The following is a 20,816-nucleotide window of genomic DNA, read 5'->3' on the forward strand; positions in this document are numbered from 1 at the left end:
AGGCCTCAGAGCGAGAGGACCAGCCCGCGGCGCGGGTCGACGTCGCCGTCCAGCAGCGCCGCCCACGCCTCGGTGACCGCCTGCGCCCCGGTGCGGTGCTCGACGGTCAGCAGCCCGGGCGCCCGGGTCGCGGCGAAGTCCGGCCACGCGGCCGCGATCCGGCGGGCGGACGACGGGTCCAGGGCGGCCGCCGCGGCCGGCGCGGAGAACACCTCCGGCTCGGGCCCGGGCAGGCCGCTGCTCGCGAACGACGCCCGCGTCCAGTGCGTCGCGCCGACCACGACCGAGGCCCGCAGGACGCCCGCGGTGCGGCGGTGCACCGCCGCGCGCAGGTCCGGGTCGCCGGCGAGGTCGACCAGCACGGCGCCGCGGTCCGCGGGCAGGGCGCCGACCTCCTCGTAGGTCAGGACCCGGTCGTAGAGGCCGAGCGCCGCCGTGGCCGCGGCGTGCCGGGACGACGTCAGCCCGACCAGCTCCGGCGGGTCCCCGTGCGCGCGGACCGCCGCCGCGGTGCACACGGCGGTGCGGCTCGACGCCGACGTCAGGACCACCACCCCGGCTCCCTCGCGGGCCACGCGGTCGGCGAGCAGCCACCCGGTCTGGAACAGCGGCCGCAGCACCGCCGCGACGTCGTCGAGCCCGGGCGGGAAGCCCGTCTCGGGCAGGGCGCGGGCGTAGCGGCCGTAGACCCGGGCGAGGGAGGCGCGGGCGGCCGAGCGGTCGGCCAGGCCGCCCGGGCCCGCCGCCACCTCGAGGGTGACCCGGCTCGACATCGGCCAGAAGCCGAAGAAGCGGTCCCCCGCCGCGACGCCGTCGACGCCGGAGGCCGTGGCCCGGCCGAAGCCCCAGACCGGGACCCGGCCCCAGCCCTCCGGCGCGGGGAAGTGGTCCCAGTACCGCCAGGCGTCGCCCAGGACGGCGTAGGTGAGGTTGTTCGCGGTCAGCCCGAAGCGCTCGACGGCGAACTGCACCGAGCCCTGCGGCACCCCGGTCCGCGGCGGCTCCCCCGGGTCGCAGCGCACGGTCCGCGGGTCGTCGCGCCGGACGAGGACGTCGACCACGTCGTCCCTCCCCTCTCGTGCCGGGCCGGCGCCGGGATCCCCCGGCGCCGGCCGGGTGGTCTCACGCGCGGCGCGCGGTGAGCAGCAGGTACTCCCAGTCGAGGACGATCCCGTCGGTGCCGCGGTCGTACCGGGCGGCCAGCGCGGCGAGGTCGTGGTCGAGCGCGGCGACCCGCTCGGGGTCGTCGCCGACGTTGCGGTAGGTCGCGATCGTCGGCCCGTAGACCGTCTTCCACGAGTCCCGCCACGCCTCCGGCGACGGGTAGCCGCCGACCGTCACGGTCTGCCGGCGGGCGACGACGTCGGTGACGCGGTCGCCGAGCAGGTCGCGGACGTGCCGCTCGTCGCCCCACAGTGGCGGCGGCTGCGCGCCGGGCGGCGGCGGGGGCGCGTAGGGCTTCATCGTCCGGAACATCTCGCCGACGAAGCCCTCCGGCGTCCAGCTGACGAGCCCGATCCGCCCGCCGGGGCGGCACACCCGCACCAGCTCGTCGGCGGCCTGCCGGTGGTGCGGCGCGAACATCACGCCGACGCAGGAGAGGACGACGTCGAAGCTCGCGTCCGGGTAGGGCAGGGCCTCGGCGTCGCCCTCCTCCCACGTCACCTCGGCGCCCTCGCGCGCGGCGAACGCGCGGCCGGCCGGGAACAGCTCCGGCGTGAGGTCCGAGGCCACGACCTCGGCGCCGGTCAGCGCCGCGGGCACGGCGGCGTTGCCGCTGCCGGCCGCGACGTCCAGCACCCGGTCCCCGGGGCCCACGCCGGTGGCGGCGACCAGGACCCGGCCCAGCTCGGGGATGAGGTCCCGGGCCACGGAGGGGTAGTCGCCCAGCGCCCACATCGCCCGGTGCTTCGCCTTGAGCGCGCGGTCGGCGGTCGCGTCGATGGTGTCGGTCATCGGGAGTGCTCCTCGTCGTCGTGCGGGGGACGTCCCCGCGGTGTGCCGACGACGCTGGTGCCGGCGGGTTGCAGACCGCGTGCACCGCGGATGCAGCGGTCATGCACCGGCCTGCCCGGCGGCGACCCGGCCGAGTGCGGCGCGGGCCTGCGCGACGGCCGCCGCCTCCGCGGCGCGGGGGTCGCCGGTGGGTGCGCCCTCGGCGGGCGGGCCGAGCGGGGACGGCTTGCCCGCCGCCACCAGGCAGGCGTGCAGGGCCGCGGCGTCCGCCTCCGCGCCCACCCGCTGCAGCAGCCGGGCCACGTAGCGCAGGTCCAGCCACTGCTGCGTCGAGTCGCCGACCCGGTCCCAGTGGTCGATGACGGCGAGCAGCGCGCGGGCGGCCGCCGCCGGGTCGCCGTGCACCGCCCGGGTCGCGGCCGCCTCCATCAGCGCGATGCCGTGCCACCAGAAGTTGTGCACGGCCGCGGCCAGCGCGCCGGCCTCGTCGAACAGCGCCAGCGCCCGGTCGGGGTCGGACTTCTTGAGCACCAGGCCGAGGGCGTAGCGGCCCATCGACTGCGCCGTCGGGTTGGCGGTGGCCTCGGCGACGTCGAGGCTCTCCCGGGCGGCGGCCAGCCCCTCCTCCGGCCGGCGGCGGACCGCCTGGCACACGGCGACGTAGTAGAGCGTCCACACCAGCCGGATCCGGTCGCCGTCGGCCCGGGCCCGCTCCGCCTCGGCCGCATAGTGGGCCAGCGCGGTGCCGACGTCGCCCTCGTAGAGCGCGACGTCGGCGAGCACGTCGCCCGGGTAGGCGATGCGGGCGGTGCCGGGCAGCGGCAGCCGCCCTCCGGCCAGGCGGGCCGTGGCCCGGGCGCGCGCGAAGTCGCCGCGGTTCCACGCGCCCCGGGCGGCGGCGCCGACGGCGGCCGGGTAGAGCGGGTGGCCGGGGTCCACGACGGGCAGCAGCTGCTCGGCCCAGGCGTAGGCCTCGTAGCCGACCCGCAGGTGCACCAGCTCGGGCACGGCCGAGACCAGCCGCACGGCGAGGTCCCACTCCCGGTCGGCGGCGGCGCGGGTGAACGCGGCGCGCAGGTCGTCGTAGACGCCGAGGGCCTCCTCCGCCCACGCCCGCTCGTCCGGTCCCTGCAGCCCCGCGCCGGCCCGCTCGGCGTAGTCGACGTGGTGGGCGACGTGCCGCCGGGCCAGCTCCGCGGACTCGCCCGCGGCCCCGGCCTGCGCCCGGCCGTAGGCCCGCAGGGTCTCCAGCAGTCCGTAGCGGCTGTGCACCCCGCTGCGGGCCACCACCATGGACCGGTCCACCAGGCGGGTCAGCCGGTCGAGGACGTCGTCCTCGGTGGCGGCGGGGTCGGCGACGGCGTGGACGGCGCGCAGGTCGGCTCCGCCGGCGAACGCCGACATGCCGCGGAACAGCCGCTGCTCGTCCTCGGGCAGCAGCCGGTAGGACCACTCGATCGCGGCCACGAGGCTCTGGTGCCGGGGCACCGGCCCGCGCCCGCCACCGAGCAGCGGGGCGTCCTCCAGCCGGGCGGCCACCTCGCCCGGGCTCATCACCCGCATCCGGGCCGCGGCCAGCTCGATGCCCAGCGGCAGGCCGTCGACGCGGCTGCAGATGGCGGCGACGGCGTCGGCGGCCGCGGGGTCCAGCCGGAAGTCCGGTGTCGCGGCGCGGGCGCGCTGGACGAACAGCGCGGTGGCGTCCGCGAGCGGCAGCGGCGGCACCGGCCACACCTGCTCGCCGTCGACCCCGAGCGGCTCCCGGCTGGTCGCGAGCACCACCACGCGCGGGCAGCGCTGGACGACCTCGGCGACGAGCGCCGCGGCGTGCGGCAGCACGTGCTCGCAGTTGTCGACGACGAGCAGCAGCGACCGCCCGCGCAGGTAGTCGAGCACGGTCTCCTCGACCGACAGCCCCGACCGCTGCCGGATGCGCAGCGCCGCTGCGACGGCGTCCCCGACCGGGCTGCCGTCGGGCAGGGCGGCGAGCTCGCACAGCCACACGCCGTCGTCGAACCGCGCGCGGTCCCGGGCGGCGACCTCCACCGCGAGCCGGGACTTCCCCGTCCCGCCGACGCCGGTCAGCGTCACCAGCGGGCCGGCCCGCAGCGCCTCCAGCACCCGGGCGACCTCGGACTCCCGGCCGACGAACCCGCTGGCCCGGCGGGGCAGGTTGCCCGGCGGCGGCCGCGCGGCGAGCGCGGGGTCGTGCACGAGGATCCGCCGGTACAGCTCCCGGGCCGGCGCGGCGGGCTCCACCCCCAGCTCGTCGTCGAGGCGGGTGCGCAGCTCGTGGAAGGCGGCGAGCGCGTCGGCCTGGTGCCCGGTGGCGTACCGCGCCCGCATGAGCGCCACCGCCGGCCGCTCCCACGTCGGGTGCCGGCGCACCAGCGCCTCGAGCTCGGGCACCGCCTCGGCGGCGCGGCCGAGCTCCACCAGCGCGTCGGCGCGGTCGGCCGCGGCGCCGGTGCGCAGCTCGGTCAGCCGGGCGGCCTCCGCGCCGGCGAAGTCGTCGTCGGCGAACTCGGCGAGCGCGTCGCCCCGCCACAGCGCCAGCGCGGTGTCGAGGTCGGCCAGCGCCCGCGCGGGGTCGCCCGCGGCCGCGGCCGCCCGGGCGGTGCGGACGCGCTGCTCGAACTCGACGGCGTCCAGCGTCGCGCCGTCGAGCTCCAGGCAGTAGCCGGGCGGGCGGTGCCGGAGCGGGGCGGCGTCGCCGAGGACGCCGCGCAGCCGGGAGACGTAGGCGCGCAGCGCCGTGACCGCGCCGTCGGGCGGCGCGTCGCCCCACACCGCGGCGAGCAGCCGGTCGGCGGGCACCACCTCGCCGCGGGCGACCAGCAGCGCCGCGAGCAGGGTGCGCGGCTTGTGCCCGCCGACGGCGACCGGTCCCGAGCCGTCCTCGACCTGCAGCGGGCCCAGGACCCGGAAGTGCAGGTGCGTCGCACCGGTCATCGCTGCCTCGCCTGCAAGCGGACTGCAACGGGCGCGGCCGACCCTAGTGGCGGCCCCGGGAGCGCGACCAGACGCGGACCCGCTCCCGGCCCGCACGAGGAGGGCAGCACCATGACCGCACCGGCCCGGCGGCTCGCCGTCGGCGTGACCCCGATGGAGACCCGTCCCGACGTCGTCCTGCACCTCGCCGACCGCGCCGAGGAGCTGGGGTACGAGGCGTTCCTGCTGGCCGAGGGCTGGGCGCACGACGCGCCGGTCCTGCTCGCCGCGATCGCCACGCGGACCCGGCGGATCCGGCTCGGCACCGGTGTCCTGAACGTGTGGGGGCGCAGCCCCGCGCACCTGGCGATGCTCGCGTCGTCGCTGGACACCCTCTCCGGCGGCCGGTTCGTCCTCGGCCTGGGCGCGGGCTCGCCGCAGCTCGCCGAGGGCCTGCACGACGAGCCGTTCACCGCGCCGGTCGCCCGCCTCGGCGCGGTCACCCGGCAGGTGCGGGCGCTGCTGGCCGGCGAGCGCGTGACGCCGTCGCGGCCGGGCGGGCAGCGGCCGCTGCGGCTGGCCGTGCCGCCGCGGCCGCGCCTCCCGGTGCACCTGGCCGCGCTCGGGCCGGAGGCCGTGCGGCTGGCCGGGGAGGTGGCCGACGCCTGGTACCCGTTCCTGCTCCCCCGGTCCGGCCTGGCGGCGGGGCGCGCCCTGCTGCGGGAGGGCGCGGCGGGCGCGGGGCGGCCGGTGCCGCTGGTCAGCCCCGGCATCCCGGTGGCGGTGGCCGACGACCCGGCGGTCGCGCGGGCGACGGCGTCGTGGTGGCTGACCACCTACCTGACGGCGATGGGCCCCCTCTACCCGCGGACGATGCGCCGCGCCGGTCTCGGCACCGCCGTCGACGCGGTGCCGGCCGCCCGGCCCGGGGAGGTGCCCGCGGGGGCGGAGGTGCTGGTCGACGAGCTGCTGCTGCACGGCGACGCCGGCAGCGCGGCGGCGACGCTCGACGCCTGGCGCGGGGCCGGTGCCGAGCTGCCCGTCGTCGTCCTGCCGCCGGGGCGGCCGGTGGCCGAGCTGGACGCCGCGCTCGAGGCACTCAGCCCGCGGCGGGTGCCCGTGCCGGCGTGAGCGGCCCGCCGGGACGGGTTGGCCCGTCTCCTCCTGGGTAGCGGCGGCAGAACCACCGAGCGACTGGAGGAGAGACATGGGCAAGCTGTCGTTGGGACTGGGCCTCGGGGTCGGCTTCGTGCTGGGCGCGCGTGCCGGGCGCGAGCGGTACGAGCAGATCGCGAAGACGGCACGGGACCTGCTGGGCCGGCCGGAGGTGCAGCAGACCCTCGAGAGGGCCCGCGAGGCCGCGCCCGCCCCGCTGCAGGGCGGCATCGACAAGCTCACCGCGCAGGCGTCCGGGGGCGGCGGCACGGGCGGCGGCACGGGCGGCGGCACGGGCAGCGGCACGGTGGGTGGCACGGTGGGCGGCACCGTCGGTGGCACCGTCGATGCCGGGACGGTGGCCGCGGGCAGCAACGCCGACGCGGTGGTCCCCCCGACCCCGCCGACGGTCGCGGAGGCGTTCGTCCTCGAGGACGCCGACGTCGAGACGCCGACCACCCCGGCCGCGGACACGCGGACCACCGGGGGGACGGCCGGCCCGGTGCCGGACCCGCTGATCCCGCCCGCCAAGTCGGGCCAGTAGCCGGGAGGCTGCTCGCCCCGTCTCCTCCGGGGTGTCACACGCGGGGCGCGGCCGGTGTCTCCATGTCGACGCCACCGCACACCCTGGAGGAGACATGGCGAGCGGCACCCGGGTCCCCGCGACCGAGATCACCGGCCTGTACGGGGCCCTGCTGAAGACGATGAGCCGCCGGGTGCTCGGCCAGGTGCCCGAGGGCGCCGGCGTCATGTGGCACCACCCGGCGGTGCTCAAGGACTCGATGGCCTTCGGCCGCAGGGTCGACTCCTGGAACCGGCTGGACCCGCACCTCGCGACTTTCGCGGCCATGTCCGCGGCCGCCACCATCGGCTGCGGCTTCTGCCTGGACCTGCACCACTTCCTGGCGAACGACCGCGGGCTCGACGAGGCCAGGGTGCGGGAGGTGCCGCGCTGGCGGGAGTCCGCCGTCTTCACCCCGCTGGAGCGGCGGGTCATGGAGTACGCCGAGGCGATGAGCCGGACCCCGCCGGCCGTGACCGACGAGCTGTCGGCCGCCCTGCTGGACGAGCTGGGACCGGCCGCGCTGGTGGAGCTGACCGCCAGGATCGCCTTCATGAACTCCAGCACGCGCAGCAACGTCGCCCTCGGCATCCGGTCGCAGGAGTTCTCGGCGTCCTGCGGCCTGCCGCCACTGGCGGCCCCGTCGCGGGACGGCGTCGCCACGGCATGACCGAGGACCCCTTCGTCGCCCACCGCGGCCTGCTGTTCACCGTCGCCTACGAGATGCTCGGCTCCGCCGCCGACGCTGACGACGTGGTGCAGGAGACCTGGCTGCGGTGGGCGGAGGCGGACCGGGCCGCGGTGCGCGACCCGCGGGCCTACCTGGTGCGGATCGTCACCCGCCAGGCGCTCAACCGGCTGCGCACCGTGGCCCGCCGCCGCGAGGAGTACGTCGGCGAGTGGCTGCCCGAGCCGCTGCTGACCAGCCCGGACGTCGCCGAGGACGTCGAGCTGGCGGAGAGCGTGTCGATCGCGGTGCTCACCGTGCTGGAGACCCTGGCACCGACCGAGCGCGCGGTCCTCGTGCTGCACGAGGTGTTCGACGTGCCCTACGACGAGATCGCCGAGGCGGTGGGCCGGTCGGCCGCCGCGGTGCGGCAGATCGCGCACCGGGCGCGGGAGCACGTGGCCGCGCGCCGTCCGCGGACGACGGTCAGCCGCGCCGAGCAGCAGCGGGTCGTCGACCGGTTCCTCGCCGCGCTCACCGCCGGCGACCTGCAGGGCCTCATGGACGTGCTCGCACCCGACGTCGTCGCGGTCGCCGACGGCGGGGGCCTGGCGCCGGCCGTCCTGCGCCCGATCGCGGGCCGGGAACGGCTGGCCCGGGCGCTGTCCCGGTTCGCCGACCTCGTGCCCGGCGTGGAGATCACCACGCCGCTCGTCAACGGCGCGGTGGCCCTGCGGATCGACCCGGGCGGCGAGTTCGACACGGCGATCACCGTCGTCGTCGAGGACGGCCGGATCAGCCGGCTGTACGCGATGCGCAACCCGCACAAGCTCGGCCGGCTCGACGAGCCCGCCGACCTCCGGCGGTGACGGCGCCCGTCCTCGGCCGAGCCGCCCGGCCGGCGTGACGACGATCCGTCGGGCGGCCCGGCGCACCGTCCGCCCGGTGCGCGGCGGCCGACCCGGCGGCGGTCAGGCTGCTGCACCGGGCCCGCGAGCCGGGCCAACCGCGGCCCGGCAGCGGGGTGGAGTCGAACCTGATCACCGAGGTGCCCGACACCGGTCCCGGGCCCGCGAGCTCGGCGGCCGTCGGCCGGTGCCCGCGCGGCGTCCTGATCCCCATCCGCTGCGCTGACCCGCCGTGGTCCAGGGACTCGCGGACGGCCCGGCCCCTCTCGTCCGGCGTCGTCGGCACCAGCGTGCCCGTGGTCTCGTGGACGCGACCACGGTGCCGGACGGTGACGGGCGCGCCCCCGTCGAAGTCGAACCGCCAGGGCGCGTCCGTGGACGCCGTGAGGACGCCGTCGACCAGGTGGAGGTTCACCGGGACCCTGATCCGACGCCCGCTCCGCCGGCCGGTGAACTCGAGCAGCATGACACCCCCGATGCGACGTCCCAGCGGGGACGCCAGCAGCGGCCGCACGACGACGTTCACCGCCCTCAGGACAGCAGGCGGCGGAGGTGGGGAGAGCCGGACAGCCCCCGTCGTCCTCGGCATCGGAACGCCTCATCTCGACCGGGTGGCGGCGAGGCCAGGGCGCCCTCCGGGCCGGGCCCTGGACCTCGGCCCTGCCCCGCGACCCATCGGACCCCCACGGGTCGCCGGCCCACGGGGGCGGAGCGTCACCGGGAGCCCCTCCGTCAGACGAGGGAGCCCATCCGGCTCAGCGCGAACCTCGGTTCCACCTCCGCCGCACCGAGCGCGAGGTCGGCGGCCATCCGCCCGATCAGGGCGGCGAACTTGGCGCCGTGTCCGGAGCAGGGCGAGGCCACGACGACGGGGCCGACCCGGTCGAGCAGGAAGTCCTCGTCCGGGGTGACGGTGTAGAGGCAGCTGCCCTGGGCGACCGGTTCCGGGTCCAGGCCGGGCAGCCACTCCCGCACGAAGGCGGTCACCCGCTCGCGCGAGGCCGGGTCGACCACGCCGTCGCGGGTGGACGCCGTCGTCGGCCGGCCACCGTCGTGCTGGGCGACCTTCACCGCCGGGCGCGGCCCTCCGTCGGCGCCGGAGGGCAGGCCGAACAACTGCAGGTCCCCCTTGTGCACGAAGGTCGGCCAGGCGGCGGCGGGGTCGCGCTGACGGAAGTGGAAGACCTGCTGCTGGGTCACGGTGAGCGGCGGGAGCGGGAGGCCGAGCGGCAGCTCGGGCAGCCACGGTCCGGCCGCGACGACGACGCTGCCCGCCGTCAGCTCCGGCCCGTCGGTGACCACCCGCGCGCCGCCTCCGTCGGGTTCGACGGCGAGGACACGGGTGCGCTCGAGCACGGTCCCGCCGAGCCCTCGCACGCGCCGCACCCAGGCGGCGACCGCGGCGTCGGCGTCGAGCACCGCGCCCTCGGGGTGGAAGAGCACCGGCCCGTCGAAGCGCATCCCCGGCCAGCGGGCCTCCGCCTCCCCCGCCGACAGCAGCTCGTGCGGCACCCCCTCGGCGGCCATCAGCCGGGCCAGCCCCACGGGGTCGCGGCGGGCGCCGGTGTCGAGGCCGCCGGTGGTCCGCAGCAGCGCCGTCCCGGTGTCGTCCTCGGCCTCGGCCCAGGCGTCGTACGCGCGGCCGGTCAGCCGGACCCAGAACGGGTCGGCGTAGGCCCGGCGCACGATGCGGGAGGTGCCGTGCGAGCTGCCGTGGACGTGCCCGGCGCCGAATGCCTCGACCAGCGCCACGGAGACCCCGCGCCGGGCCAGCTGCCACGCCGTCGCCGAGCCCATGAGGCCGGCACCGACGACGGCGACGTCGACCCGCAGGTCGCTCACAGCCCGCCCTGCCCGGGGATCCAGGACGTGCCGGCCAGCGGCACGCGGGCCATCGCGGCGGCCTCGATGGTGAGCGCCACCAGGTCCTCGGGCTCCAGCGAGTGCAGGTGCGCCTTGCCGCAGGCGCGGGCGATGACCTGGGCCTCCATGGTCATCACGCGGATGAGGTTGGCCAGCCGCCGGCCGCCGACGACCGGGTCCAGGCGGGCCGCGAGCTCCTCGTCCTGGGTGGTGATGCCCGCCGGGTCGCGGCCGGCCTGCCAGTCGTCGTAGAAGCCGGCCGCCGAGCCCAGCGCCCGGTACTCCGCGTCGAGGTGCGGGGCGTTGTCACCCAGGGCGACCAGCGCCGCGGTCCCGATCGCGACGGCGTCGGCACCGAGCGCCATGCACTTGGCGAGGTCGGCGCCGTTGCGGATCCCGCCGGACACGACCAGCTGGACCTGCCGGTGCAGTCCCTCCTCCTGCAGCGCCTGCACCGCCTGCGGGAGGGCGGCCAGCGTCGGGATGCCGACGTGCTCGATGAACACCTCCTGCGTCGCCGCGGTGCCGCCCTGCATGCCGTCGAGCACGATGACGTCGGCGCCGGCCTTGGCCGCGAGCTTGACGTCGTAGTAGGTGCGGCTGGCGCCGATCTTGACGTAGATCGGCTTCTCCCAGTCAGTGATCTCCCGGAGCTCACTGATCTTGATCTCGAGGTCGTCGGGGCCGGTCCAGTCCGGGTGGCGGCAGGCGCTGCGCTGGTCGACGCCCATGGGCAGGGTGCGCATCCCGGCGACCCGCTCGGTGATCTTCTGGCCGAGCAGCATCCCGCCGCCGCCGGGCTTGGCGCCCTGGCCCAGGACGACCTCGATCGCGTCGGCGGCCCGCAGGTGGCCGGGGTTCATGCCGTAGCGGGAGGGCAGGTACTGGTAGACGAGGTGCTTGGACTGGCCGCGCTCCTCCGGGGTCATGCCGCCGTCGCCGGTGGTGGTGCTCGTGCCGACCTCGCTGGCGCCGCGGCCCAGCGCCTCCTTCGCCCGGCCCGACAGTGCGCCGAAGCTCATCCCGGCGATGGTCACCGGGGTGGACAGGTGCAGCGGGTAGGTGGCGTGGCGGTCGCCGAGGACGACGTCGGTGTCGCAGCGCTCCCGGTACCCCTCCAGCGGGTAGCGGGACATGCTCGCGCCGAGGAAGAGCAGGTCGTCGAAGTGCGGCACCCGGCGCTTGGCGCCGCCGCCGCGGATGTCGTAGATGCCGGTCTCGGCCGCACGCTGGATCTCGGCGATGGTGGCGCGGTCGAAGGTCGCGGACTCGCGGAGCACGGGGATCCTCCTCAGTACGCCGAGGCGTTGTCGACGTGGAAGTTGTAGAGACGGCGGGCCGAGCCGTAGCGCCGGAAGTCCCGGGGGTCGGCGTCGATGCCGGCCGCGGAAAGGAGGCCGGTGAGCTCGGCCAGGTGCTCGGGTCGCACCTCCTTCTCCACGCAGTCCGCGCCGAGGCTCCTGACCGATCCGGCGACGTAGATCCGGGCCTCGTAGAGGGAGTCGCCGAGCGCGTCGCCGGCGTCGCCGCACACGACCAGCCGACCGGCCTGTCCCATGAAGGCGCTCATGTGCCCGACGTCGCCGCCGACGACGATGTCCACGCCCTTCATCGAGATCCCGCAGCGGGCCGACGCGGAGCCCTCGACGACCAGCAGACCGCCGTGCGCCGTCGCCCCGGCCGACTGGGAGGCGTTGCCGCGGACCCGCACCGTGCCGCTCATCATGTTCTCGGCGACCCCGACCCCGGCGTTGCCCTCGACGGTCACCGTCGCCAGCTGGTTCATCCCGGCGCAGTAGTAGCCGACGTGTCCCTCGATGCGGACGTCGACCGCCGCGTCCAGCCCGACCGCGATGTTGTGCCGCCCGGCGGGTGAGGTGACCCGCCACGCGGACGCCTTGTCCGCGACGTCCGGGGCGTGCAGGGCCGCGTTGAGCTCGCGCACGCCGGTGAGGGACAGGTCGACGACGGCGGGCTCCACCGTGACGTCGGTCGTGCTCAGCGCTGCCATGCGTAGACCTCTTCCGGCTCGGGCTCGAAGATGCGGGCGGCCTCGACGCCGGGCAGGCCGGCCAGGGCGCGGTACTCCGACGCCATGGCGACCCACTGCGGGGTCTCGGCGACGACGGCGGGCTTGCAGGCGATGGCGTCGCGGACGACGGCGAAGCTGTCGCGGGTGCTGACCAGCAGCGTGTAGAAGCCGTCGAAGCGCTCGCACAGCAGCTTCAGCGACTTCTCCAGGTCGTAGCCGGCGGCCAGCTGGGCGGCGACGAAGCGGGCGCCGACCTCGGAGTCGTTGTCGCTGTCGAAGACCGCGCCGGCGGCCCGCAGCTCGCGGCGGATGGTGGCGTGGTTGGCGAAGGAGCCGTTGTGCACCAGGCACTGGTCGGTCCCGACGGAGAAGGGGTGGCAGTGCGCGGGGGTGACCGCCGACTCCGTGGCCATCCGGGTGTGCGCCACGCCCTGCCAGCCCTGCGCGGCCGCCAGGCCGAACTCGGCGGCCAGGGCCTGCGGGTGCCCGACGCCCTTGAGGACGGCGACCTCCTCCCCGGCACCGATGACCACCGCGCCCGGGACGGTCTCGCGGACGGCGGCGGCGAGCGCGCCGGGGTCGGTCGCCGCGTGGACGACCAGCGTCTGGCCGGCGCCCACCACCCCGGCCTCGGGGAAGGCGGCGCGCACGGCGGTGGCGACGTCGTCGGCGGTCCGGTCGCCGGTGAGCAGCGAGACCGACGCCTCGCCGACCGGGGACCAGCGCGGGTCGCCGTAGACGGCGACGCCGGCGGAGTCCGGGCCGCGCTCGGTGACCTGGCAGAGCATGCCGGTCAGCAGCTCGCCCAGCCGGGGGTACAGGGAGGGCTCCCGCAGGTGGAGCCCGACGATCCCGCACATCGCAGGACGGTTCCTCTCGTCGGTCGGTCGGGTCAGAACGCGGTCACGTAGCGGTCGACCTCCCAGGGGGTCACCTGCCCGTGCCACTCGAAGAACTCCTCGCGCTTGAGGCCGGCGAAGTACTCGCAGACCCCGGGCCCGGCCGCGTCCAGGGCCGCGGCGACCACCGGGTCGGCCTGCAGCGCCTCGACCGCGTGCAGCAGCGTCGGCGGCAGCGGGCTGCTGGTGGTGGCGCCGGGGTCGCCGGGGTCCAGGCCGCGGCGCACCCCGTCGAGGCCGGCGGCCAGCGCCGCCGCCGCGGCGAGGTAGGGGTTGGCCGAGCCGTCACCGCCGCGCAGCTCCACGCGGTTGCCGTCGGGGACGCGCAGCAGGTGGGTGCGGTCGTTGCCGCCGTAGGACGCCGTGCGCGGGGACCAGGTCGCGCCGGACCGGGTGGAGCTGGCGCCGGTGCGCTTGTAGGCGTTCACCGTCGGGGCGAGCACCGCCTGCAGGCCGCAGGCGTGCTCGATCAGACCGGCCACGAAGGAGTACGCCAGCGGGGAGAGACCCAGGCCGCGGGGGTCGGCGGGGTCCGGGAAGGCCGGCTCACCGTCCCGCCACAGCGACAGGTGCATGTGCAGCCCGCTGCCGGTCCGGTCGGTGAACGGCTTGCCCATGAAGGTCGCGGTCATGCCGCGCTGCTCGGCGAGCACCGACAGCAGGTAGCGCAGGGTGACCACCCGGTCGGCGGTGGTCAGGGCGTCGGAGTAGGCGAAGTTCTGCTCGAACTGGCCGTTGCCGTCCTCGTGGTCGTTGGCGTAGTTGCCCCAGCCCAGCGAGTTGATCGCCTTGGACACCTCGGTCAGGTGGTCGTACATGCGGGTCAGCCCGCGGGCGTCGTAGCAGGGCCGGGCCGCGGTGTCCTTCGGGTCGGCCGGCCGCAGGGCGCCGTCCGGGCCGCGCTCGACGAGGAAGTACTCGACCTCGGCACCGACCTTGAGCTCCAGGCCCAGCTCGGCGGCGCGGGCCAGCTGCGCCTTGAGCAGCACCCGGGGCGCGTACGGCCAGGGCCGGCCCTCCACGTGCGGGTCGCAGTGCACGATCGCCAGCCCCGGCCGGATGAAGGGCACCGGCATGTAGGACGACGGGTCGGGGACGGCCATCAGGTCGGGGTCCCTCGGCTCCTGCCCCATCGCGCCGACCGCGTAGCCGGCGAAACCCACGCCCTCGGTCTCCAGCTCCTCGACCGCCTCGACCGGCACCAGCTTGGCGCAGGGCTTGCCGGTGAGGTCGACGAACAGCGCCATGACGAACTCGATCCCGTCGGCGCGGGCGCGGCGCGCCAGCTCTCCTCCGGTGGGCAGCTCGACGGGCGCCGGCGGGGCCTCGGGGCGGGTGGCGGTGAGCGACACGGGTCCTCCCGGGTGGTCGAGGTGTTCACTGCTGTGAACCTCTGTCGCACCGGAGTGAACAGGCTGCGTGTTTCCGCGACGTGACCGTCCGGGGAGATCCCTGTTTCCTCCTGTCCCCGGGCAGCGGGCGCCGGGCCACACGGCGGCGGCCCGCCGTCCCCGGGGAGGACGACGGGCCGCCGGGCGTGCCCGTGCCGGTCAGCCGCCGGCCAGCCAGGCGGCCGCGGCGTGCCGGTAGCGCTCGATGCCCTTGTAGGCGGCCATGTCGTCGGGCAGCTCGGTGAGCACGGCGGCCGTCCTCCGCCGCCACTCAGGGACGGCCGCGAGCTCGCGGAGGGACAGCAGGTGGGTGCGGATGAGGAAGCAGACGGCGTTCGAGACGCCCAGGCGCAGCAGGTGCTGCACCTCAACCCGCAGGTGCAGCCGGTCGGGCAGCGCTGGGTCGTCGACCACGAGTCGCCTCTCCCGGCCCCACTCCGGGTAGGTCTCCGTGGAGGTGTCCAGGCGCCGGTCCACGGTCATCGTCCAGTTGGTCCGGCGGTAGGCGTCGCCGGGCTGCAGGCGCATGAGGAACTGCTCGGCGCGGGCGACCACGCCGGTCTCGTGGACCCGCGGCACCGGCCCGTGGACCTCCAGGAAGCGCATGCCGACGTCGAACCCCAGCGACCAGTCGGCGGCGAAGGTGACCAGCCCGGCGTCGGCCCACAGCGAGCCCTCGCGCTGGTCGAGCAGGACGACGTCCTCCTGCACCTGGCTGCCGAGGAAGGCCAGCGGACCGCCGGGCAGCGAGTCGTCGTCACCGAGGACGAAGGACGACGACGTCCCGAGCAGGTCGTTGCGCCAGTGCCACCGGTCGCCGCGCCGGTGCAGCGCCATCACGTCGGGACGGGTGGCCGCGAGCTCCGCCAGCAGCGTGGCCAGCGCGTCCCAGGCGGCGACGCGCATGTGCGGCAGCTGGGCGCAGCGGGAGGGATCGGCGGCCAGCACGTCCCGGCGGACCGCGAGCTCGAGCACGTAGTCGTCGTCGACGTCGATCACGTGCTCGCCCCAGGTGCCCGCGGCGGTCCCCACCGGGCGGCGGGCCGGCTCGACGTTGGTGGCGTAGCGGTAGGCGTCGGCCGGGAAGGGGAACGGGAAGCGGGACACCCGTGGCGGCAGCGTCGTGGTCACAGGTCCAGCTCCAGGTCGTCGTCGAGGCTGCGCGAGACGCAGCACACGACCGCGTCGCCGGCGGCGCGCTCGGTCTCGGACAGGTACAGGTCGCGGTGCAGCGGCCGGCCGGAGACGACCGGGACACGGCACTCGCCGCACACGCCCTGGCGGCACATGCTCGGGACGGCGACGCCGGAGCCCTCCAGCGCCGCGAGCAGGCTGACGCCGGCGGGCACGGGCACCCGGACGCCGGAGCGGGCCAGGTGCGCGGTGAACGGCTCCCCCGGGTCGAGGTCGGCGGCGGAGAACCGCTCGGCGTGCACGCGCGCGGGCGGCCACCCCAGCTCGGTCGCCGTCCGCTCGACGAACTCGAGGAGCGGCGCGGGGCCGCACACGTACACGTGCGTGCCGATCGGCCGGTCGGCGAGCACCGCGGCGACGGCGTCGAGCATCGCCGGCGTGGACTCGTGCACGGCGAGGCGGTCCCCGCACAGGGCCGCCAGCTCCTCGTGGTGCGCACCCGCACCCGGCCGGTGGCCGTAGACCAGCTCGAACGAGCGCCCCCAGCGGACCGCGGCCCGGGCGTGGGACAGCATCGGGGTGATCCCGATGCCCCCGGCGACCAGCACGTGGTGCCGCGCGCTGGCGATCGGGGCGAAGGCACTGCGCGGCCGGGAGACGGCCACCCGGTCGCCGACGGCGAGACCGTGCACGAACGCGGAGCCGCCCCGGCCGTCGGGGCACAGCAGCACCGAGATCCGGTACTCCTGGCCCGGCGCGCCGTCCCCGGTGAGCGAGTAGGCGTTGCGCCGCTCCCCGCAGGTGAGCACCACGTGGCTCCCGGGCGCATACCCCGGGAGGAGGGCGTCGTCCGGGTGGCGCAGGACGAGCGTCCGGATGCCGGGTGCGGCATCGGCGACGGCGGCGACCTCGAGCTGCAGCGGCAGGGCCTCCCCCGGTGCCGCCGTCGGCGGCGCGGGCAGGACGGCGGTCACGCGACCTCCTCCGCGTCGGCCATGAAGCCCAGGTAGGCGCCGGTGCGCCGGGCGACGTGCGCGTACACGTGCAGCCGGCGGGCACAGCCCCGGCAGGGCACCTCGGCGCCGACCGGGACCTCTGCCTCGGTGGTGACCTGACAGTGCGCGCAGTGCACGCGCTTGCGGTCCACGCCGGTGACCGCCGCGCGGATCTCCGCGTCGAGGAGCCCGAGGCCGGTGGCGACCGCGCGGGCGGCGAGGACGTCGACCTCGGGCCCGGAGAGCATGAGCCGCCAGCCGACCCGGGCTGCGCGCACCTGGCCGGCGAGGGCCGCCAGCGTCGCGTCGTCGGCCCGCTCGGCGACGAGGCTCCAGACCACCCGTCCGGCCGGCGTGGCGGCGAGCCAGTCCGCGACGATCTCCCGCCCGCGGTCCCCGAAACCCAGCACGGAGACGGTGCGGCCGGCGGGGTCCACCGGCGGCACGCTCGCCGGCCAGCGCGGGACGCTCGTGTGTTCGGCTCCCACGGCCGGTCAGGGGGCGAAGGAGCGGTGGCCGGTGTAGAAGCCGAGCGCGCGGTCCGGCGTCTCGAAGCGGATCCGCGAGCCGGCGGGGAAGAACAGGACGTCCTTCGGCCGCGCGAGGACCTGCTGACCGGAGTCGAGGTCGGTGAGGTGGAACTCGCCCTCGACGACGACCTTCATCTCGTCGTAGGTGTACTCGTAGTCGAGCGGCGCGCCGGCGAAGAGCTCGAAGAAGCCGCTGCAGATCGCCGCCCCGCCGGGGTTGGCGAAGACGTCACCGATGTGGGCGCGCACCCCCTCGACCTCCATGCTGGGCAGCCCCAGCGAGCCTCCTGTGACGTGGCCGATGGTGCCGGTGACGGGCACGGGTCCTCCCCAAGAGTCGTCCACTGATGTGAAACGGAGGCTACGAGCGGTGGACCCTCCTTCGGGTTACCCGTCCGTTACGTTCTCGTCGCCGGGCGGTTCGGACGAGCGCACGCCACCTAGGCTCGCCGGGTGGAGGTCTCCCCCGGTCCCGGCGCGCACGACGACGCGCCGAGCGGTCATCTCGAGGACGTCATCGCGCTGCGCGTGCGGGAGTTCCGGCTCGCCCAGGGCATCTCGCTGGCGGAACTGGCCCGACTGACCGGCATGAGCAAGGCCATGCTGTCCAAGATCGAGAACGCGCAGACCTCCTGCAGCCTGTCCAGCCTCGCCCGCCTCGCCGAGGCGCTCGCCGTGCCGGTCACCGCACTGTTCCGGGGCATCGACGCCGAGCGGGAGGCCGTCTTCACACCCGCCGGACACGGATCGCAGATCGTCCGCCGCGGCAGCAACGTCGGCCACCTCTACCAGCTGCTGGGGTCCCTGCGGGGCGAGCACAAGCGGCTGGAGCCGCTCCTGGTCACCCTCACCGAGGCCAGCGAGGTGTTCCCCCTGTTCCAGCACCCGGGGACGGAGTTCCTGCACATGCTGGAGGGGGTCCTGGTCTACGGGCACGGCGAGGCGCGGTACGAGATGCGCGCCGGGGACTCCCTCGTCTTCGACGGCGAGGGGCCGCACGGCCCGGTCGAGCTCGTCGAGCTGCCGGTCCGCTTCCTCAGCGTCACGGCCTACGGCCACCTGACCTGATCCCTCCTCACCCCGGACACGCGGGAGGCCGGTCCCGCGGCGCGGGACCGGCCTCCGTCGTCCGTGGACGGTCAGTGCGGCGTGCCGCTCCCGGTGCGCGGGGCCGGCGCGGAGCCCGCGACCAGCCGCTCGGCCGAGGCGACGACGGCCTCGGGGGTCGGGCCGCTCCCCGGGGTGTGCACGGCGCCCTCGAGGTCGTAGGCGACCTCGGCGTGCTCGGTCAGGTCGAGACCGGCGAGCTCGCCCTCCTTCGACACCCGCAGGCCCACCGTGTGCTTGACGACCAGGGCGATCAGCAGGCTGACGACGAAGGAGTAGGCGACGACCGCCACGACGGCGACGGCCTGCGTGCCGAGGAGCCCCAGCCCCCCGCCGTAGAACAGGCCGGCCCGACCACTGGGCGCCTCGGCGGAGCCGAACAGGCCGACCAGGAGGGTGCCGACGACGCCGCCGACGAGGTGGACGCCGACCACGTCCAGGGCGTCGTCGTAGCCGAAGCGGTACTTCAGCGCGATGGCCAGCGGGCAGACCGCACCGGCGATGGCCCCGACGGCCAGGGCGCCGAGCGGCGTGACGGCGCCGCAGGCCGGGGTGATGGCCACCAGCCCGGCGATGGCGCCGGACATCCCGCCGAGGGTGGTGGCGTGACCGTCGCGCAGCCGCTCCACCAGGAGCCAGGCGAGGATCGCCGCGCAGGTGGCGTTGAACGTCGTCAGCATGACGACCGAGGCGCTGTTGCCCGCGGCCAGGGCCGACCCGCCGTTGAAGCCGAACCACCCGAACCACAGGATCCCGGCGCCGAGGGCGACGAAGGGCAGGTTGTTCGGCCGGGCCTGCCGGGGCCAGCCGGTGCGCTTGCCGACCACGAGCACCAGGGCGAGGGCGGCCACGCCCGCGTTGATGTGGACGGCCGTGCCGCCGGCGAAGTCCACGGCGCCGAGCGTGTTGGCGATCCAGCCGCCCTGGACGCTGCCGTCGGCGGAGTCGAAGGCGAACACCCAGTGCGCGACGGGGAAGTAGACCAGCGCCGCCCAGAGCCCGGTGAACAGCAGCCACGGGCCGAACCGGACGCGGTCGGACACCGCGCCGGCGATGAGGGCGGTCGTGATGACGGCGAACAGGGCCTGGAACACCGCCACCAGGGCCGGCGGCAGGGCGGCCGCCTCGTCTCCGGCCACGAGGTCACCGAGACCGAGGTACTCGGTGACGTCCCCCAGCAGGCCCAGGCTCCCGTAGCTGTTCCCGAAGACCGCGGAGAAGCCGAAGAGGGTCCACAGGACGCCGACGACGGCGACGGCTCCGAACACCATCATGATCATGTTCAGGACCGAGCGGGACCCGACCATGCCGCCGTAGAAGAGCGCGAGGCCCGGGACCATGAGCGCGACCGCCATCGTGGCCGCGAGGATGAATGCAGTGCTGCCGACGTCCACGGCACACCTTTCGTCTACTGACAGTGGTCACTGTTCGGCAGCAGTAGACGGTCCGAGTGTTGCCCCCGCGCTCTCCGCAGGTGACTTCCGTGTGACATGCCCGGTCGCCTCGAGCGCTCCGGCGGCGACCGGGTGCGGACGTACCCGGTCAGACGTTGAAGCGGAACTCCACGACGTCGCCGTCCTGCATCACGTAGTCCTTGCCCTCGATGCGGACCCAGCCGCGGGAGCGGGCCTCGGTCATGGAGCCCGCCTCCATGAGCTGGTCGTAGGAGACGACCTCGGCCTTGATGAAGCCGCGCTGGAAGTCGGTGTGGATGACACCGGCGGCCTGCGGGGCGGTGGCGCCGACCGGGATGGTCCAGGCGCGTGCCTCCTTCGGGCCCGCCGTCAGGTAGGTCTGCAGGCCCAACGTCCGGAAGCCGACCTTCGCCAGCTGGTCCAGGCCCGGCTCGCTCTGCCCGATCGACTCCAGCAGCTCGGCGGCCTCCTCGGCGGGGAGCTCGGCGAGCTCGGCCTCGGTCTTGGCGTCAAGCAGGATCGCCTCGGCCGGCGCGACCAGCGCCCGCAGCTCGGAGATCAGCTCCTCGTTGGCCAGCTCGTCGGCGTCGACGTTGAAGACGTAGAGGAAGGGCTTGGTCGTCAGCAGCGTCAGCTCGCGCAGCGGCGCGGGGTCCACCCCGGCGGCGAACAGCGTCTTCCCCGTGTTCAGGACCTCGACGGCGGACTGCGCCGCCGACAGCAGCGCGGCCCGCTCCTTGTCCTTGCGCGACTCCTTCTCCAGCCGCGGGATGGCCTTCTCCAGCGTCTGCAGGTCGGCGAGGACGAGCTCGGTGTTGATCGTCTCGATGTCGTCGGCCGGGTCGACCTTGCCCTCGACGTGCACGACGTCGGGGTCGCTGAACACGCGGATCACCTGGCAGATCGCGTCGCTCTCGCGGATGTTGGCGAGGAACTTGTTGCCCAGCCCCTGCCCCTCGCTGGCGCCGCGCACGATGCCGGCGATGTCCACGAACGACACCGTCGCCGGGACGACCTTCTGCGAGTCGAACAGCTCGCCCAGCTTCCCCAGCCGCTCGTCGGGCACGCCGACGACGCCGACGTTCGGCTCGATGGTGGCGAAGGGGTAGTTGGCCGCCAGGACGTCGTTCTTGGTCAGCGCGTTGAACAGCGTCGACTTGCCGACGTTGGGCAGCCCGACGATCCCGATGGTGAGACTCACGGGAGTCCAGCCTACGGGTCCGCCCGGAGCGCGGACGACGAGCGGCGGGTCCCTGCCGGCTCGGGTGGAA

Annotated in this window: 19 protein-coding genes; 5 read left to right on the plus strand and 14 right to left on the minus strand. The window is 75.8% G+C overall.

Features of this window, described 5'->3' with window-relative positions:
• Positions 1–5: 5 nt before the first annotated feature.
• The 3 genes from ACFO3M_RS03650 to ACFO3M_RS03660 form a co-directional block, all read right to left on the minus strand.
• Positions 6–1,061, minus strand: a complete 1,056-nt coding sequence (locus tag ACFO3M_RS03650) for a DUF2855 family protein (RefSeq protein WP_387986466.1) — start codon at positions 1,059–1,061, stop codon at positions 6–8.
• Between the two features lie 61 nt (positions 1,062–1,122).
• Positions 1,123–1,956, minus strand: a complete 834-nt coding sequence (locus ACFO3M_RS03655; protein ID WP_387986468.1) for a class I SAM-dependent methyltransferase — start codon at positions 1,954–1,956, stop codon at positions 1,123–1,125.
• Positions 1,957–2,055: 99 nt separating this feature from the next.
• Complete coding sequence (locus ACFO3M_RS03660; RefSeq protein ID WP_387986471.1) at positions 2,056–4,908, minus strand: AfsR/SARP family transcriptional regulator; 2,853 nt, start codon at positions 4,906–4,908, stop codon at positions 2,056–2,058.
• A 111-nt stretch (positions 4,909–5,019) separates the two neighbouring features.
• Between ACFO3M_RS03660 and ACFO3M_RS03665 the strand changes: the two genes are divergently transcribed.
• The 4 genes from ACFO3M_RS03665 (at position 5,020) to ACFO3M_RS03680 (ending at position 8,140) form a co-directional block, all read left to right on the plus strand.
• Positions 5,020–6,018: an LLM class flavin-dependent oxidoreductase gene (locus ACFO3M_RS03665; RefSeq protein WP_387986473.1), complete on the plus strand. Its 999-nt coding sequence runs from the start codon at positions 5,020–5,022 to the stop codon at positions 6,016–6,018.
• Positions 6,019–6,094: 76 nt separating this feature from the next.
• Complete coding sequence (locus ACFO3M_RS03670; protein ID WP_387986476.1) at positions 6,095–6,586, plus strand: hypothetical protein; 492 nt, start codon at positions 6,095–6,097, stop codon at positions 6,584–6,586.
• A gap of 94 nt (positions 6,587–6,680) precedes the next feature.
• On the plus strand, positions 6,681–7,274 hold the full coding sequence (locus ACFO3M_RS03675) for a carboxymuconolactone decarboxylase family protein (protein WP_387986479.1): 594 nt from the start codon (positions 6,681–6,683) through the stop codon (positions 7,272–7,274).
• Positions 7,271–8,140 (plus strand): RNA polymerase sigma-70 factor, encoded by an 870-nt coding sequence (locus ACFO3M_RS03680; protein ID WP_387986481.1) that lies wholly within the window; start codon positions 7,271–7,273, stop codon positions 8,138–8,140. Before ACFO3M_RS03675 ends, ACFO3M_RS03680 begins: the two co-directional genes overlap by 4 nt.
• A 771-nt stretch (positions 8,141–8,911) precedes the next feature.
• Here the strand turns inward: ACFO3M_RS03680 and ACFO3M_RS03685 are convergent.
• From ACFO3M_RS03685 to ACFO3M_RS03725, 9 genes are all read right to left on the minus strand, one after another.
• Positions 8,912–10,021 (minus strand): FAD-dependent oxidoreductase, encoded by a 1,110-nt coding sequence (locus tag ACFO3M_RS03685; protein WP_387986483.1) that lies wholly within the window; start codon positions 10,019–10,021, stop codon positions 8,912–8,914.
• A complete protein-coding gene (locus tag ACFO3M_RS03690; RefSeq protein ID WP_387986485.1) occupies positions 10,018–11,322 on the minus strand; it encodes an FMN-binding glutamate synthase family protein in 1,305 nt (434 codons plus the stop codon). The genes ACFO3M_RS03685 and ACFO3M_RS03690 overlap by 4 nt, the downstream gene beginning before the upstream one ends.
• Positions 11,323–11,333: 11 nt before the next feature.
• The gene (locus ACFO3M_RS03695) at positions 11,334–12,053 is read right to left on the minus strand and encodes a GltB/FmdC/FwdC-like GXGXG domain-containing protein (protein ID WP_387986488.1); all 720 of its coding nucleotides are present in this window, start codon (positions 12,051–12,053) and stop codon (positions 11,334–11,336) included.
• Positions 12,041–12,934 (minus strand): class II glutamine amidotransferase domain-containing protein, encoded by an 894-nt coding sequence (locus ACFO3M_RS03700; RefSeq protein WP_387986491.1) that lies wholly within the window; start codon positions 12,932–12,934, stop codon positions 12,041–12,043. Before ACFO3M_RS03700 ends, ACFO3M_RS03695 begins: the two co-directional genes overlap by 13 nt.
• Before the next feature lie 32 nt (positions 12,935–12,966).
• Positions 12,967–14,325, minus strand: coding sequence for a type III glutamate--ammonia ligase (glnT, locus tag ACFO3M_RS03705; protein WP_387986493.1), 1,359 nt, complete (start codon positions 14,323–14,325; stop codon positions 12,967–12,969).
• Positions 14,326–14,523: 198 nt separating this feature from the next.
• Entirely contained in the window at positions 14,524–15,495 is a 972-nt protein-coding gene (locus ACFO3M_RS03710; RefSeq protein ID WP_387986496.1) for a heme-dependent oxidative N-demethylase family protein, read from the minus strand.
• Positions 15,492–16,472 (minus strand): PDR/VanB family oxidoreductase, encoded by a 981-nt coding sequence (locus ACFO3M_RS03715; RefSeq protein ID WP_387986499.1) that lies wholly within the window; start codon positions 16,470–16,472, stop codon positions 15,492–15,494. Before ACFO3M_RS03715 ends, ACFO3M_RS03710 begins: the two co-directional genes overlap by 4 nt.
• Positions 16,469–16,930: a dimethylamine monooxygenase subunit DmmA family protein gene (locus ACFO3M_RS03720; protein WP_387986502.1), complete on the minus strand. Its 462-nt coding sequence runs from the start codon at positions 16,928–16,930 to the stop codon at positions 16,469–16,471. The genes ACFO3M_RS03715 and ACFO3M_RS03720 overlap by 4 nt, the downstream gene beginning before the upstream one ends.
• Positions 16,931–16,987: 57 nt before the next feature.
• The gene (locus ACFO3M_RS03725) at positions 16,988–17,344 is read right to left on the minus strand and encodes a cupin domain-containing protein (protein WP_387986505.1); all 357 of its coding nucleotides are present in this window, start codon (positions 17,342–17,344) and stop codon (positions 16,988–16,990) included.
• Positions 17,345–17,476: 132 nt separating this feature from the next.
• Between ACFO3M_RS03725 and ACFO3M_RS03730 the strand changes: the two genes are divergently transcribed.
• A complete protein-coding gene (locus ACFO3M_RS03730) occupies positions 17,477–18,091 on the plus strand; it encodes a helix-turn-helix domain-containing protein (RefSeq protein WP_387986507.1) in 615 nt (204 codons plus the stop codon).
• Between the two features lie 71 nt (positions 18,092–18,162).
• Here the strand turns inward: ACFO3M_RS03730 and ACFO3M_RS03735 are convergent, their stop codons facing one another.
• Positions 18,163–19,524 (minus strand): ammonium transporter, encoded by a 1,362-nt coding sequence (locus tag ACFO3M_RS03735; RefSeq protein WP_387986510.1) that lies wholly within the window; start codon positions 19,522–19,524, stop codon positions 18,163–18,165.
• Positions 19,525–19,672: 148 nt separating this feature from the next.
• Positions 19,673–20,746, minus strand: a complete 1,074-nt coding sequence (ychF, locus tag ACFO3M_RS03740; RefSeq protein ID WP_387986513.1) for a redox-regulated ATPase YchF — start codon at positions 20,744–20,746, stop codon at positions 19,673–19,675.
• Positions 20,747–20,816 lie beyond the last annotated feature (70 nt).

Source organism: Geodermatophilus arenarius (genome assembly GCF_042654585.1).
Lineage (GTDB): Bacteria > Actinomycetota > Actinomycetes > Mycobacteriales > Geodermatophilaceae > Geodermatophilus > Geodermatophilus arenarius.